The sequence below is a fragment of the Moorena sp. SIO4A5 genome (assembly GCF_010672005.1).
Classification (GTDB): domain Bacteria; phylum Cyanobacteriota; class Cyanobacteriia; order Cyanobacteriales; family Coleofasciculaceae; genus Moorena.
On record NZ_JAAHHZ010000001.1, the window covers coordinates 216,022 to 232,714 of the forward strand.

At 45.0% G+C, this 16,693-nt stretch carries 10 protein-coding genes; 6 read left to right on the forward strand and 4 right to left on the reverse strand.

Annotated features, from left to right (window positions below):
- Window positions 1-57 precede the first annotated feature (57 nt).
- The 3 genes from F6K57_RS01050 to F6K57_RS01060 all read left to right on the forward strand — a co-directional run bounded on the left by F6K57_RS01050 (window position 58) and on the right by F6K57_RS01060 (window position 5,681).
- Complete coding sequence (locus F6K57_RS01050) at window positions 58-216, forward strand: hypothetical protein (protein ID WP_293064027.1); 159 nt, start codon at window positions 58-60, stop codon at window positions 214-216.
- A gap of 188 nt (window positions 217-404) precedes the next feature.
- Window positions 405-2,042 carry a biotin/lipoyl-binding protein gene (locus F6K57_RS01055; protein ID WP_293064029.1) on the forward strand — a complete coding sequence of 546 codons (1,638 nt, stop codon included), beginning with the start codon at window positions 405-407 and terminating at the stop codon, window positions 2,040-2,042.
- A gap of 411 nt (window positions 2,043-2,453) precedes the next feature.
- Window positions 2,454-5,681 (forward strand): efflux RND transporter permease subunit, encoded by a 3,228-nt coding sequence (locus F6K57_RS01060; protein WP_293064032.1) that lies wholly within the window; start codon window positions 2,454-2,456, stop codon window positions 5,679-5,681.
- 122 nt (window positions 5,682-5,803) lie between these two features.
- Here F6K57_RS01060 and F6K57_RS01065 read toward each other — a convergent pair whose 3' ends face one another.
- Window positions 5,804-6,589: a Uma2 family endonuclease gene (locus tag F6K57_RS01065; protein WP_293064035.1), complete on the reverse strand. Its 786-nt coding sequence runs from the start codon at window positions 6,587-6,589 to the stop codon at window positions 5,804-5,806.
- Between the two features lie 263 nt (window positions 6,590-6,852).
- A complete protein-coding gene (gene queA, locus F6K57_RS01070; protein ID WP_293064038.1) occupies window positions 6,853-8,061 on the reverse strand; it encodes a tRNA preQ1(34) S-adenosylmethionine ribosyltransferase-isomerase QueA in 1,209 nt (402 codons plus the stop codon).
- A 140-nt stretch (window positions 8,062-8,201) separates the two neighbouring features.
- On the opposite strand from queA, the gene F6K57_RS01075 reads away from it, so the two are divergent.
- Together F6K57_RS01075 and aroA are read left to right on the forward strand one after the other, a co-directional pair.
- On the forward strand, window positions 8,202-8,591 hold the full coding sequence (locus tag F6K57_RS01075) for a hypothetical protein (protein ID WP_293021591.1): 390 nt from the start codon (window positions 8,202-8,204) through the stop codon (window positions 8,589-8,591).
- Between the two features lie 146 nt (window positions 8,592-8,737).
- The gene (gene aroA / locus F6K57_RS01080; RefSeq protein WP_293021673.1) at window positions 8,738-10,090 is read left to right on the forward strand and encodes a 3-phosphoshikimate 1-carboxyvinyltransferase; all 1,353 of its coding nucleotides are present in this window, start codon (window positions 8,738-8,740) and stop codon (window positions 10,088-10,090) included.
- 161 nt (window positions 10,091-10,251) lie between these two features.
- Here the strand turns inward: aroA and F6K57_RS01085 are convergent, their stop codons facing one another.
- Entirely contained in the window at window positions 10,252-11,403 is a 1,152-nt protein-coding gene (locus F6K57_RS01085; RefSeq protein WP_293064041.1) for a DUF1972 domain-containing protein, read from the reverse strand.
- 1,525 nt (window positions 11,404-12,928) lie between these two features.
- On the opposite strand from F6K57_RS01085, the gene F6K57_RS01090 reads away from it, so the two are divergent.
- Entirely contained in the window at window positions 12,929-15,154 is a 2,226-nt protein-coding gene (locus tag F6K57_RS01090) for an alpha/beta fold hydrolase (RefSeq protein ID WP_293064044.1), read from the forward strand.
- A 183-nt stretch (window positions 15,155-15,337) separates the two neighbouring features.
- Here the strand turns inward: F6K57_RS01090 and F6K57_RS01095 are convergent, their stop codons facing one another.
- A complete protein-coding gene (locus tag F6K57_RS01095) occupies window positions 15,338-16,540 on the reverse strand; it encodes a glycosyltransferase (protein ID WP_293064047.1) in 1,203 nt (400 codons plus the stop codon).
- Between the last annotated feature and the right edge of the window lie 153 nt (window positions 16,541-16,693).

The window sequence follows — 16,693 nt, forward strand, 5'->3', positions numbered from 1 at the left end:
TTTACAAATTAACCTAAATTTAAATGCAGCCATTAATTTATCCCGTCTGGCATACAGATGAAAGCCTATAGAGGGATAACCGCTCCTACTCCCTACTCCCTACTCCCTACTCCCTACTCCCTACTCCCTACTCCCTACTCCCTTAATAAAATAATCTTATCCCTGGCTTTTAGTACTTATCCTGTTTCAATAGAAGTTTTGAGGCTGTATACTTGACAAAACTTCCGGTAATCCTATACTACGGGTTTATGGCACGGTTGCTCCAACAGATATATGGTAGATATCTGCTTGTTCTGATGCGCGCCTGTGGCATTTCTCTAGAAACAGACTCCTTGGTGACAGGCGATATCCCTATACTAAGCTACCCAAAAATACTTAAGACTTGATGCTACAGGAAATCAATAATGAAATCAAATCCTTTGCCTCAAAAGCACTTGTCCTCACCTCAACCAATTCAAGAAGACATTGATCAAGGAGTTGAACAGCAACCACAAGACCCATTACCCGAACTAGAAACGGAAGCTGCCAGAGAAGCAACCAATACCCCCGCCCATCCCTCCCGCAAAAAGCGACCGATGTGGCCTTTTCTACTGCTCGGTATCGGTATTATAGCATTGGGTGCGATCGCTTTCAAACAGTCCCAACCTAATCCCGAGGTATCACAAAACACCATCACAGCAGCCCCAGCTGAACCTAACCGGTTACCTGTACGAGCCACCCCAGTCAAAATTTATCCACTGCAACAGTTAGTTTTTGGCAATGGTTTCGTTTCAGCAGTGCGAGGCAAACACCTGACCTTCCAAACCTCAGGAACTATCACCTATCTCAAAAAAGTTAATGGACGGGATCTGCGAGAGGGAGATTTTGTCAAAAAGGGTGAATTACTAGCAAAATTAGATGACCGCAGACTGCGAGCAGAGCTGGCACAAGCTGAAGCCCAAACTGCTGAAGCTCAGACCCAAAGGGTAACAGCACAGGCTAACTTGTCTCAAGCTCAAGCAAATGTAGAACAAACCAAAGCACAAGTAATCAGCGCCCAAGCCCAGTTTGAAGCAGCAAAAAATGATTTTGATTTAGCGATATCTGAATTCAAACGCCGTCAAGAACTGTTCGATTCCGGTGTAATCTCAGAAAGTGATGTTGATGTCTACAGAAATAGAGCCGAGGATGCTCAATCCCAAGTCAGAGCAGCACAAGCTCAAGTTAATGCTGCCAAGAGCAATGTCAAAGCGGCTGAAAGTCAGTTAGCATCTGCCCAGTCACAATTAACTGCTACTGTTGCCCAGATTGCTTCAGCCAAGGCTGGGCAAACTCGCTCTACTATTAGTTTAGAAGATACGGAAATTGTAGCACCTTTTGATGGAATTGTAGCCCACCTTAATATCCGAGAGGGAGACTTCTGGACAACCCAAATTTTAAACAGTGTAAACACTAGTAATTATCAGACTGTAGTCGATTCAGTGCCTATCATTGTCAATGACCCTAGCGCTTATGAAGTCGATGTGGAACTACCCACCTTTTATGGCCCATTGGTGCAACCGGGTCAATCAGCTTATGTGGTGTTAGATCAAGACATGAGTACTGCCTCTACTAGAGGCATCACCCAACAGGAATTGTTTCGCCTTGCTAAAGCCCGAGGCGCAATTTTTTCAGTCAGTCCTTCGGTTAACCCTGGTGAGCGTTCTGTACACGTGACCATCCGCCTGTACCAAGGAAGTAAGAATGTACTGGATCGAGAGCGAGTTTCTGTTTGGATTGCTGTGGAAGAAAACCCCACAGCCCTAAGTGTTCCTCTTAATGCAATTGTCTACCGGGACCAGAAACCCTATGTCTTTGTTGTAAATCAACAAGAAAACGTCGTCAAACTGCGTCCGGTAACAGAGGGTATTCAGGGGATTTCTCTGCAAGAAATTACAAGTGGTGTTGAACTTGGCGACTTAGTGGTCACAGAAGGACTAAATCGCTTAGTTGATGGCACACCAGTTGAAGTGATTAACTATAGCAAAGGGAACAGGGAACAGGGAGTAGGGAGTAGGGAGTAGGGAGTAGGGAATATGGCATCAAAAATTATCACAATTCATTTAAACTCCGTATAGGAATTTTGTAAGTTGGTAAAGGGAACAGGGAACAGGGAGTAGGGAGTAGGGAGTAGGGAGTAGGGAATATGGCATCAAAAATTATCACAATTCATTTAAACTCCGTATAGGAATTTTGTAAGTTGGTAATTGGAGTTTTTCAGTACCTTTTATGCTAAAGTTCCAGTTAAAAAAATCAGAAAGCTTTATACACAAGGAAAATTATGCTATTCAACTAACAAAAATTACTGAATACAGCCTCTTCCCACTTTTCCCTGTTCCCTGTTCCCTGTTCCCTATTACAGACTGTTTATTTAGCATAACAGTTACGGTAGAGCCGTAATTGGTCAGATGACGTTTTCCTTTGGTAGGTAATTGATGAGTAGTAAGCTGGTTTCCTCCAACTCTAAACCTGAGGTTTTACAGGATAAATTACATCATAATGGGCATGATGGGCATGATGGGCATGATGTTAACCGAGCCTCAGGTTTAGCTAAATTCTTTTTCCTGAAAACAGTATTTGGTATTCTCCTGATCGTTTTGCTAACCTTGGGTGGGTTGATGGGTTATCAGTCGATGGTCAAAGAAGCGGATCCAGATGTGGAAATTCCCATGGCGATAGTGACTACTACTTGGCCAGGGGCTGACCCAGAAACCATGGAAACTCAAGTTACAGATAAAATTGAAAAAGAACTCAAATCCCTCAAGGGATTGAAGAAAGTTGAGAGTGCTTCTTTCAACGGTTTCTCCCAGATATTAGTTGAATTTCAAGCTAATGCTAATGTTCAGGAGTCGATGGCACTGCTGCGGCAAAAAGTTGATGATGCTGAACCGGAGATTAATTCAGAGGCTGAGCAACCAAATATAGAGCAAATCTCTGCCCAAGATGTTCCGATTTTCTCGATTGCTTTATATGGTAATCTCGATCCGGCGGTGTTCAGTCGGGCGGCGGAAGATATTCAAGAAAGACTAGAAAAAGTCTCGGATGTACGGGAGGTTAATTTAGCAGGACAACGGAAAGAAGTTATCAATGTCCAACTTATCCCCAGCCGCATGATTGCTTTGGGGATTTCCCCAACCACAGTAAGTGACCGCCTCAGAGTTGCTAACCAGGATATGCCCTGGGACCAGATTGAAAACGAACAGATTGGGGCTCAGGTGCGATTGTACGGTAGGTTTCGTACCTTGGAAGATTTACGTAGCTTGCCTATCACTCGTTTGGGTGGTACTAATGGTAGGGTAGTGCGCCTCGATGAAGTTGCCTTAGTACGTCGGGATTTGGAAAGGGAAAAGACTCGTGCTTTCATTAGTTGGCAGGGTTCTGAGTTTGAACCCACCGTCAGCATGGATGTAGTGAAAGTACCAGGGTCTGACTCGATTAAGGTAATCGAAAAAACCTTAGAAGAACTGGAATCTCTTAAGCAAGACCTCAATGTCTGGCCTTTTGGGATGGATTATCGGATTACCTACAGGCAGGACGAAGAGATTCACGATGAGCAGAATAGCCTGATCAGTAATGTGCTTCAGGCCGTGATTGGTGTTTTTATCATCTTGTTCATTGCCCTGACCTGGCGAGAAGCAATGATTGCTGGGTTATCGATTCCTTTAACCTTTCTCGGAGCTATATTTCTGCTCTGGATTGGTGGGTACACCCTCAACAATATGATCTTATATGGGATGGTAATAGCACTAGGATTGCTGGTGGATGTATTCATCTTAATGATGGAGGGGATGCATGATGGACTGTTTGTGGAAGGGTTAACCTTTAATCAGGCAGCCCTTAAGACTGTGAGAACCTATGCAGCACCAGCCTTTTCCGGTCAGATGACAACTATTCTAGCTATGGCACCCCTGCTGGTAATTAGTGGCACGATGGGCAAGTTTATACGCTTGATGCCGATCACAGCAATTATCTGTCTGTTGCTAAGTTATGCGATCGCTTTATTAATCGATATACCCTTGTCTCGCTTTGTGTTAGGTAATGTCAAAGGCGGGATTAAAAAAACCCGCATTGATAAATTAACCGAATCCGCCTCTGAATGGTTTAAAAACTGGAGTCTCAAGTTTACAGTACGTAACCGAGCAATAGCTGGTGCTTGGATTGTCGGCACTGTAGTTCTTTTTATGACCTCTTTGGTTGCGGTTGCGCAATTACCAGGAACGCTTTTTCCTGATGCTGACAACCGCCCGATCAGTATCAATGTGGAATTACCCCCCACAGCAACCTTGGCAAAGTCTCAACAAGTGGCAGATGATTTAGGAGAAATTTTGCGTTCCAAGGATTATTTTGAAAGTGTCACCAAATTAGTTGGTCAAAAAAGTGCTTTAGTGGCAGAGAGTGGTCTTAAGCCCACACAGGATAACTATTTACTAGGTTTCTCAGCACTATTTACCAAAAAAAACGAGCGCGACCAGTTCTCCTATGACTATATAGATGACTTGCGAACAGAACTGAATCAGGCGATCCGTAATTATCCTGGAGCATCCCTAGTCATAAATGTTCCTGGTACTGGTGAAGGCGGAGACCCCATTGCCATTGAGCTAAAAGGCAATGACATGAACACACTGCGGCAGATTTCCGGTGAAGTCCAATTAGCACTGCGCCAGATTGATGGGACTGAAGATGTCCGTGATGGCTTGGGAGACTTGCGCAACGATATCAAACTTCGACCCAAACGGGAAGCTATGGATTTTTATGGCATCAGTGAAAATGACCTAGCCCTGCAGGGACGCTACATTATGACCGATAACGAGATTACAGACTCTGCGATTAGAGCAGGAAAAGACGACTTAGAAATTCGCCTGAGTACTGCCTGGCCCTCCCGCAATGGCGCTGTCGGTGGTCCCACTCGTCGTGATGAGTTGAGAATGTTTCAAGTGTTTTCATCAGACCACGGAGCAATATCGGGAAATGCGATATTGGATATTGAGCAGAGCATGGCTCCCCTATCGATTACCCATACAGATACTGAACGCACAGTTACTGTTTATTCTAAAGCTAAAGGTCGCACTCCTGGAGAGATTTTGGCAGAGTTACAGCCAAAATTAGAGCAAATGAAGAAAACCTGGTCTCCAGGTTATGATTACAAATTCGGCGGAGAGGCTGAAACTCAAAGTGAGACCTTTGGTTCTGCAATTCAGATGTCCTATGTATCACTTTTCTTAGTTTTTTCGGTACTGGTGCTGCAATTTGGCTCTTTCACCCAGCCTTTCATTATTATGCTCTCTATCCCCTTTGCTTTGATTGGCACCTTTAGTGGTTTCTCTTTGCTCGGGATACCCCTTTCGTTTCCTACCATGATTGGGATTATTTCTCTAGTGGGAATTGTAGTTAATGATTCCATCGTGATCGTAGAAACCATGAACAAGCATCGCTCAAGTGGAATGAAAGTGCGACAAGCTGCAGCTCATGGTGCTTCTGACCGACTGCGCCCGGTACTGACCACCAGTATTACCACCATGGTTGGTTTGATTCCTTTAGCACTAAGTGATCCCATTTGGTTTCCTTTATGTATGGCAATTATCTTTGGTTTATGTGCCTCAACCTTGAGTGCGTTACTGGTGATTCCCTGTTTGTATTTACAGTTGACGCCAAATCAGAGATAGGCAAGAGGCAACAGGCAAGAGGCAAAAGTTGGTTTTAGTGTAAGCTATCAGCTATCAGTTATCAGTTATCAGCTAAAGGCTCGACTAGGTGAGGACTCTTGCCCTTTGCCTCTTGTTATTCTTCAAACTTCCTCTGGATTTACTCCCATTGCTCGTAAGCGAGCAGCGAGTTTGTCAGCCCGTTCTTGAGCGATCGCCGCTTGTTCTTGAGCGATCCCCGCTTGTTCTTGAGCGATCCCCGCTTGTTCTTGAGCGATCCCCGCTTGTTCTTGAGCGATCGCTGCATTTTCTTCAGGAGTAGGTAGCACAATTCCTTCCAAGGTAGCCCAACGCAGCCAAGTGGCCTCTACATCCTTATACAAGCCTGACCAACGCACTAAGGCTAACCCTAATCTTTCGCTAATTAGTCGCTCCTGTTCATCTTCACTTAACGGCTGATACACACCATTGTCTAAGCTAAATCCGGCAAAATCCTCTGGATTAAACGGGTCGTACCAAAAATATTCCGATACTCTGATTTGGTCTTGATAAACTAGTTTTTTGGTAGTTTTATCGGTCTTGGCTGTACTCTGTGAAATTAATTCAATGATCACATCAGGTGCTTTACCTTCTTCCCAAACTACCCAACTGAGTCGTTCGCCTTTGGGAACCCCAAGCACTACAAAGACATCTGGACCCCGGAAGTCTTGATTTTTAAGTTGTGCTTCACTGAAATGAAGAAACATATTACCGCCCACATAGCCATCCTCCCGCTGGGCTAACCAAGGCAATAACGGATCAATCAGCAATTGCATCTGGAGTTTATGTCGTTCAGTTTCCATCGGAATACCGTCATCACAGGGAAGGTCATACTGAGTTGGCAGATAAGGAGTATTAGGCACAACAGCAGAGGTCATGGTTTTAGACATAGCGATCGCATTACCTACTCAAATTTAACGCCCACAGCTACGATATCGTTGAAATTTGGTAAAAAACCCAGCGCTTGGATCTATCTTTTTTGCTAAAAATCTGGTATAGAAGTTCAAAATTTAATTATTGTTGATAGGGTTTCTGATAGTAACGAGGTACAAGGATTTTTTACCTCTTCCCAGGGAGTGCGCTTGACCCATTAAGAATTAAATTCGCCACGGGTCGCACCGCTCCCTACTCCCTACTCCCTACTCCCTATTCCCTACTCCCTACTCCCTATTCCCTGTTCCCTGGGGACATCTCTAGCTTCTGGCAAAATTAACATCGCATCACCAAAGGAATAAAAGCGATAACTAAGAGCGATCGCATCCTGATACAAGCTCAGTAACCGCTCCCTCCCTACCATGGCGCTAACTAACATTAATAAACTCGACCGAGGTAAGTGGAAATTGGTAATCAATCCCTCCACTACCTGCCACTGATAGCCTGGGTAGATAAATAAGTTAGTCTTACCACAATAGGGTTGTAATTCCCCATCCACAACGGCTCCCTCTAGAGCACGGACTACCGTTGTGCCTACAGCAATCACTCTGCCTCCGGTTGCTCTAGTTTCCTGAATTTGCTCGACAGTTGATTGGGGGACTTCTAGCCACTCTCCGTGCATGTCGTGCTCGGTAATATCCTCCACTTCTACAGGCCGAAATGTACCAACCCCCACATGTAGGGTGATATACCCTAGCCGAATTCCCTGTTGGCGGCAGTTTTCCATCAGCTCATTGGTGAAATGGAGTCCAGCAGTGGGAGCAGCAACAGCACCGTTCTTTTGAGCATAAATGGTTTGATACTGGTCTGGGGTAGCTTGAGAGTCTTGGATATAGGGGGGTAGAGGAACCTGACCATACAACTCCAACAGGGTTTCCCAGGATACTCCCTCTGGGAAATCAAACTGCAATATCCGCCCACTGGTCGCTTCATCTGTTGCCAGAACAGTTGCTTTCAGAGGAGGTAGGGGGGTAGTTAGGTGTTTTGATACGGTACTATCGTTGAGCCCAAGGTCGGATGAGGGAGTAAACCAAATCTCTGCTCCTGGCTTGAGACGCCTACCTGGTTTGACTAAAGCTAGCCAACTCTGGTGTTGTCCCTGCTGTTGTCCCTGGTGTTGTCCCTGATGTTGTCGCTCTTCTAACAACAATATCTCCACAGGCACACCAGTGGATTTACGCCCATAGAGTCGAGCGGGGATAACCCTGGTGTTATTGAGGATCAATAGGTCACCCGGTTGCAATAGCTGAGGTAATTCCCTAAAGATGTGGTGGCTATGGTGAGTTGGTGAATCTACCACCAGCAGTCGTGAACCATCCCTCTCGCTCAAGGGTGTTTGGGCAATTTGCTCTTGGGGTAGTTCATAGTCATAGCTTGAGACTAATCGGTCGATTTGGTGCGTGGATGTCTGTTTGTCAATCCCTGTCATGCTGTTATTCCTAAATTGGGGAATATCCCCTATCTAAGATCGGGGGAATATCCCCTGTCCGTTAGCAATCCTGCCTTGCCAAAATAAAGATACAGCAATAGGATATCAAGCCTCAGTTGGTTACTAACTAACTCCTCTCTATGGATTACCTTTACTTTTTAGCTAATGCCAGTCTAACTCTGCGAGTCGTTGAGTATATAAAAGACTCGCCCCAGCTACCTATAAAATTTGCCACGGTGATTCATCGGATTGATGGCTGGGTGGTTAAGGTCAAGATGGACACACCCTTAACGGCTCAACAACATGGAGACTTTCGGGCTTATATGAACGAGTTGGGGATTCCCTACAGCCCAGACATTCGTGTGCAAATGGCTCTGTGGAGTCTGGAAACCGGACAGTCACCGGTAGAGGTCATGCGTCGCTACCAAGTTGCTGTGGTTTCTCATGGTAGTCCAAACCAGAGCGACATAGAAGCTTTTTGCGAACAATTTACCATGGGGTTGGGATATTGTCCAGAAACCTTGGCTTGAGCAACTTCACCTAGGGTGGGCTTTGCACGTCGCTAGGCACTGCCCACCCTAGGATTAATCACAACGGTGCCAGATCTTAGTAATACCTAGAATTTTGGTAAAATCGGTTATGATGCAGCATGGTAATGTAACCGAAGTCTATGCCCTTGCCAGCCAATCTAGTCACCCTAACTACGACGGAAAATCAACAGAATTTAAGCATAAATCCCCCAACATCTGGTCTATCTTTGCAGGGAGTTATAAGGATACCAGGGGATAAATCGATTTCCCATCGAGCCTTAATGTTGGGAGCGATCGCGCAAGGAGAAACTACCATTAAAGGGTTACTTTTGGGAGAAGACCCCCAAAGCACTGCTAGCTGCTTTCGTGCTTTGGGCGCAGATATCTCGGAACTTAATACTGAACAAGTGATTGTTAAGGGTATAGGACTAGGGAAACTGCAAGAACCCGTTGATGTCTTAAATGCAGGCAACTCGGGTACTACCCTACGACTGATGCTGGGACTACTCGCCTCTGCTGCTGACCGATTTTTTACTGTAACTGGTGACAAGTCTTTGCGATCGCGTCCGATGTCCCGTGTGGTGAAACCCCTACAACAAATGGGAGCAAGCATCTGGGGGCGTGAAGGTGCAACGCTCGCTCCCCTGGCCATTAAAGGCTCGGTTCTTAAACCAATTCACTACCACTCTCCCATCGCCTCAGCTCAAGTAAAATCCTGTATTCTCCTCGCTGGTTTAATGACCGAAGGACAAACAACTGTCACTGAACCAGCCCTCTCCCGTGACCACAGCGAACGGATGCTCAAAGCCTTTGGCGCTCAAATTATTACTGACCCAAAAACCAATAGTGTTACCGTCACAGGACCGGCTCAGTTGCAAGGGCAAACCGTAATTGTTCCTGGTGATATTAGCTCAGCTGCCTTTTGGTTAGTAGCCGGAGCTATTGTACCGGGTTCAGAACTGATTGTGGAAAATGTCGGTGTCAACCCTACCCGTACAGGTATTTTAGAAGCCCTATCCATGATGGGGGCTGATATTGAGCTGTTAAATCAGCGAGTTGTCGCTGGGGAGCCGGTGGCAGATTTGCGGGTACGTCACGGTAACCTCAAAGGATGCACCATTGCGGGTGACTTGATTCCCCGCCTGATTGATGAAGTGCCAATTTTAGCAGTAGCAGCAGTCTTTGCCCAAGGAACTACTATCATTCGGGATGCAGCAGAACTGCGAGTCAAGGAAAGCGATCGCTTAGCGGTGATGGCATCCCAGTTGAACCAGATGGGAGCTAAGGTCACTGAATTGCCCGATGGTCTAGAGATTATCGGTGGTACTCCCTTAACTGGTACAGAAGTGGATAGTCATACTGACCACCGCATTGCCATGAGTTTAGCGATCGCAGCCCTAAATTCCCAAGGTACAACTACCATTCACGGTGCTGAAGCGGCTGCCATCTCCTATCCAAACTTCACTACCACCTTGGAAGAGGTAATTAAGGCTTGTTGACCGCTGTTCGCGTAGCGTGAGCTTTTAGCTCACCGCTCAAAATAAATAAAGTAATGGGTAAAGGTTTCTAAAATTACCCTTTACCCTTTACTCGTTACCCTTTAACCCAAATTTTTCCCCGAGCAGCTAGCCCAACTAAGTAGCTCAACTTATGAAGGCTATCACTCTATTTCAGGGATTGGAGAAGTTAACAAAGCTAGTTTACGCAGCTGCTTGGCTTGGGATAGGAACAACCTTTCGTAGGCTTTAATATCCTTATCCTTAGCAAATTCATCATCGTAGCGCTCTTTGCTCGCTAGTTTCATTTTTTGCAGTTCATCACCATCATTTAGCAGTATCTCCAGTTTCTCGTCCAATTCTGCTTCATTTTTGAAATAGTGAGCACCGGGTCCTGCAACCCAACGATTGAAGCGATTATTGTTTGCCAGAACCGGTTGACCAGCGCTGAGGGCTTCTACTAAAGAAGGATTAGTGCCACCAACTTGATGTCCATGAATATAGAGTCGTGCGTGGAATCTCAAGGCATTAACCACTGACTTATTATAGATAGCACCAGGAAAGATTACCTCATCACTGGCTGCTTCTAGAACTTGTTTGTGATAGGGTACTTGATCAGGTAAATAGCGACCAAGCACCACCAATTTAAGACCCCGAGGTCGCCTGGAAAAGCCAGAAACAATCTCTAGAATCGAGTTTTCTGGTTCAGGTCTAGCAATTACCAAAGCATACTCCTTCGGAGCCAGATTATACGCGGTTAATAGTTGTGAGTCTGCATTAACAACTTTCTCGGTTCCATAAGGAATTACCGTAATTTTATCAGAAGCTACTTTTCGAGTCAATAAATGACTCTTGATTTCTGGATGATCAGCAATTAAACTGTTAGCTAACCAACACCCAGCCCATTCATTGAGATATAACCAAATTTTTTCAGGAAGCCTCCATTTACTGCGTTTCCATTCCAGACCATCCATATTCATAAAATTGGTAATCCCTTTGAGGCGATACCAAATACTGAAGATGGCTGTGTTATAGCCAAGGGTAAGCACGATACCCTTTTGTTTGACCGCATGTAATGTAGATTTCCAGTCAAAAATGATCGATCCCAGTGCGTTGCTATAGGGAACCGGTATATGAACCAGACGAATACCATGCCAGTATTCTTCAAACATCTGATTTTTGTGCTCTTCCTGACAATAGACTGTGACTTCCCATCCCTGAGATACAAGATATTTTGACAGCCGTTCCGCGAAAGTTTCAAATCCACCATATTGAGCGGGAATGCCACGGATACCAAGAATTGATAATTTCAACATTTTAGATGCCCCAGTCTAACAGTATACAAAGGCAAAAATTTGCCTTCCCAATTCACAAGTTACTTAGACTAACTGAGTTGAATAACGACAATGCACCGAACAGCCGATAACAAACGGCTATCAAAGCGATGCAGCGCGGTCTTGGGGGTTTCCCCCATGAGCGACTGCATCAAGAGAGGTAGATAAACCCGATAATTTTTTGGTCTACCTTGAGCTGCTTTATCAATCAAGGAGATTCCCAGGATAAGCCTAGGCCATGATTTGTCAAAACTCTGTTAGTTTGGCGCAGTTTGACAATGGACTATCACCTGCCATCACTGAGATGGTATTTATCAACAAACCCTTAAAACCATTAAGTATAATACGTTCCGGGACTAGGTTAATGTCAGACTTGATTTTATTGTAATACTGCTGGAACGCACTACCACCGAGCAGAGGGGATGTGACACGCTTCACGCTGTGTCCCCTACACATTTAGGATTTGTGTGATAAATAGTCTCTGAACTTTAGGCGGTCGTTGAAGCGGTTGTGCCAACTTGTCAAAAGTGCCATAATCTGTTAGCATGTCAGGATTTTTGATGACGAATAACTTGAACATAGATCCAATAATCACCATTAGTTTTCCAAACGGTTTAACAATGGCTTTGCTATTTAATCAGCCTTTCACACAGTATAGCAAGGGAAGTATAGTTTAGGACATAGTCTTTTGGTTGAAAGGGAGCAGGAATCCCCCCTCCCTTAGTAAGGGGGGCAGGGAGCAGGGAGCAGAAGATGTCTTAAGCTTTACTTCGACTGCTATATCTTAAAATCCCTGTCAAAAGTCGAGATTTTAAAAAAAGTTAATGTTGTCAACAGCGGTCAATCAATTGTCAATAAACTGCTACATATTATTATTGTAGTATATCCCATCCAATCAACTCAACGATGATCGACGTGGAACTGAGCGAGTTTATGGAAAAACCTCCAACAATTAAATTGAGCTGAAGCAACATCTGATTAGTGATCAGACTTTAGTGATCAGACTTGGGTAACAAGTTAATCAAACTTTGTGAAAAACTTGTGAACTCATCTATCGGGTAGGGGAAACACTTAGCTAGTTTAAGGTAATCAACTACCTAGTGACGTAGATTTGATGATTAAAGTTCCAGGATTTATAGGAGTTACGAAGTTTAGTTGGTTTTGGCTCGCTAACCCACTAAATATGGGGGGGTAATACTCAAAAAAATCACCAAGTTTGGTGTATTTAGGGGGCAATGGGTAAGTCCTGATTGATAAAAAAAATCTCAAAAAAAATCTCAAACAGCGCGCTGAGTTGGCTCACAGGGAATCGTTTTACCCTGTTTTCAGGCTAAGTATTGAATAAATCCGGTAAAAAAAGCTATACTGTATTACTTGAATAAGTAAGGTTTGCTATATTAGTTAAGGTTTGCTGTTACATCTGAGCAATCATGGCTCCCGCAAGTAATCCCTAAGCAAGTAACGGCTAAGCAAGTAAACCAATCAGCAACGCTGGGAAATCAGGGATGTGTTAGAACCGAGTACTCGCCAACCCCAACAACTACCGAAACAATTATTGATAAACGGCCAACAGCCCAAGCTTCAGCCGGTGGCATTTATGTTTCCAGGACAGGGAGCCCAATATGTCAATATGGGGCTGGAACTAACCCATGAAATATCAACATTTCGTGTACTGATTGATCGATGCTCAGAACTCCTCAAACCCCATCTGGGTATTGACCTGCGCCATGTACTCTACCCAAAGCAGGAACAGACTAATCAGGCCACAGAGCAACTGAAACAGACTAGTATTACCCAGCCAGCCCTGTTTGTGATCGAGTACGCCCTAGCTCAGTTATGGATGTCGTGGGGAGTCCGTCCCCAAGCGATGATCGGTCACAGTATTGGTGAATATGTGGCAGCCTGTGTAGCTGGAGTCTTTTCCTTAGAGGATGCATTATCTCTGGTTGCCCTTCGAGGGCAGATGATGCAACAACTGCCTGCTGGCTCGATGCTTGCTGTTCCTTTACCGGAAGAGGAGGTGCAATCCCTGCTGGGTCAGGAACTATCCTTAGCAGTGATTAACGGGCCATCCCAATCGGTGATTTCTGGTCCTACTGATGCGATCGCATTATTACAAAACCAATTGGATCAACAAGGGGTAGAGTACCGCAGGCTACATACCTCCCATGCCTTTCATTCCAAGATGATGGAACCGATCTTGGACTCCTTCACCGACCAGGTAAAACAGGTTAGTCTCAAGCCTCCACAAATTCCCTACCTATCTAATGTTACTGGCACTTGGATTACAGCCGAGCAAGCAGTCAATCCACGCTATTGGGCACAGCATCTGCGGCAAACTGTGCGATTTTCTCAAGGTGTGCAACAGCTGTTGAAACAACCAGAGACCATCCTGCTAGAAGTAGGGCCTGGGCGAACCTTGAGCACATTAACGAAACGACACTCTCAGAAAGCGGTTGAGCAACTGGTGCTAACCTCAGTACGTCATCCACGACAGGAGCAATCGGATCTAAGCTTCTTGCTCACTACCGTAGAACAGCTCAGGGAAGCCGGTGTATCAGTGGATTGGGATGGATGCCATGGTCAGACACCTGACCAGCAAGACATCCTAAGGCACAAGGGCCAAGAAGATGATACCCAAAAAGACAACAGTACTCTGGAGTCAGAGTCATCCAAGACCTTTGTTGCTCCCCGAAATGACTTAGAACGTCAATTGACCAAGATTTGGGAAAACGTCTTAGGAATCAAATCTATCAGTGTTACAGATAACTTCTATGACCTAGGAGGAGACTCTCTGCTAGCGGTGCGCCTGTTTGCTGAGATTGAGAAGATTTTCCATAAAAAACTGCCCTTAGCTTCTCTGCTGATGGCTCCAACTGTAGCCCAATTAGTAAACCAGCTGCGCCAAGACCAAGGAGCAGCACCTTGGTCCTCAGTAGTACCAATTCAGCCCAATGGTTCCAAACCGCCTCTATTCTGTATTCATGGAGCCGGTGGTAACATTCTCAGCTTTCGAGATTTGGCACGTTATTTAGGTTCGGAGCAACCGTTTTATGGACTCCAATCATTGGGTCTCGATGGCAAACAGACTCCCCTGACCACAGTTGAAGATATGGCTCGCTGCTACCTCAAGGAAATACGTACTATTCAGCCCAAGGGTCCCTATTTTCTGTCAGGATACTGCTTTGGAGGTAAGATTGCTCTGGAGATTGCTCAGCTGCTCCGCTTAGACGGTGAGACAGTGGCTCTGCTAGCTCTGCTTGAACCTAGCCCTCTTGAATTCTCGACAAGTGAAAACCAACGTCCCTATCAACGTAGCTATAGTGATCGATTAAAGGGACTGTTTCAACGATTGATTCACAGAGGTTTTCAAGACGTACTCAAGCAGCAATTCCTAAAGGTTGTTTCTAAATTATATCAGTCCTTTGGAATTTCCTTACCGCAATCTCTCCAAATCATAAAAGTCCAAGAAGCTAACACCTTCGCTTCAAAAAATTATGTGGCCAAACGCTACTATCCAAACCCAGTAACAATGTTCTTGACCAGTGAGCGGATTTCCCAGTCTCCAGAACTCCAAAAAGGCTGGATAGAGTTAGTTACTGGAGAGCTGGAAATCCAGGAAATCTCTGGTAAGCACTTAGATGACCAACCAGGGAGTTTTCTCAAAGACCCCCATGTAGAGCTACTAGCTCATAAAATTAGGGCTTCTATAGATCAGGTAATTGTTAGTTAATTGTCAATCATTTGTTAAGTTAAACTTGTCACTGGTCGTAAGCATTCAGCCGTGAGCTTTTGGCTCACGCTACGCGAACAGCCATCAGCCGTCAGCTTTTGGGCAATAGCTGAGAGCTGATAGCTGATAGCTGATAGCTGATAGCTGAGAGCTGTTCGCGTAGCGTGCGCGTAGCGCTTAAGCTTAAGAATTGATAACTTGCTGATATAAACTCAGCATTTGTTCACCAATTATTTCCCATGACCAATTCTCTGAGACTATCACTCGTCCTTTAAGTCCCATAGATATGCGTTTTTCCCCATTAGTTGCTAACTGCAACAGTGCTTGATCTAAATCATTGATCACTTGGGATAGGTTATCGACAGGCACTTTAATTCCCCAGTCTTGTTGAACCATCAACGAGGGTCCACCAATATCGAGACAAACCACAGGTCTACCAGATGCCATTGCTTCCAACACCACCGTCGGCCAATGATCATGGAAGCTCGGATGCATTAACACGTCCACCTCTGCCATCCGTTGTAAGACCTGATCACGGGAAAGCTTCCCCCAAAAACGTACAGCATCACCGCATCCAAGGTCTTTAGCTAATTTCTGTAGTCCCTCCTTTTCAGGACCATCACCAATCAGCCAGTATTCACTAGTGGGGTGTTCACGATGGAACTGGGCAAAGGCACGGATGCCCAATGCAAACCCTTTCCAACCCAAAAATCTCCCGATACTGACCACTCGAAATGGTTCTTCCTGGCGCTGGGGCAGTTGAGCTAATCTCTCAATATCCTTTTGATTAAGACCAAAGGGAGGAAAAGCCTTAACTGGTAAATTGTCTGACCATTGGCTCGCTTCCCGAGATAGAATTAATTGGGCGCGAGAAGCAACAGACCACTGGGTAAAGCGACCTAGGGCATTCATCGACACCATCCGAATCCGTTCCATCATGGCCGATTTTAGGGATAATGTCTTCAAGAGTACCGACGGAATTTTATCTTTAGCGCCACCATTCCAAATCAAGGGCACACCTAGCCAGCCTATCCATGTTGGCAACCAGGAATTTTGATAGGTGACATGGTGAACCAAATCAAAGCCAATTTCCCCCTGGAGTTTTTTGGCCACAAAAAATGCTCTAATCTGCCAGGCGATATAGTACAAATAATGAGACAATCCTGAATTACGAGACCCTTCAGACATTGCTACAAAAATAAAGGTGACATTGTCTAAAGGTGAATGAGTCAATTCCTGTTCAATCTGAGATTGATCAGTTATGTTAGTGAGCACCCAACACTTATGGCTATGGTCTTTAGCTATTTGTTTTACGACATTCCAACCTATACCATATTCAGACCCTCTTACTGGGGAACAGCCATAAGCAGAAATCAGGATATTCATGATTATTTTTCCCTGATTAATTCAGCTGATAATTAGTAACATTTTAACAGACTTAGGCGTCTTAGTAGGGAGCATGTTACCCTTGTAATTAGGTAACATGCTCCCCTTCGATCACAGGATAGACGATCCTAAAGCACCATAGATAGGACTTAC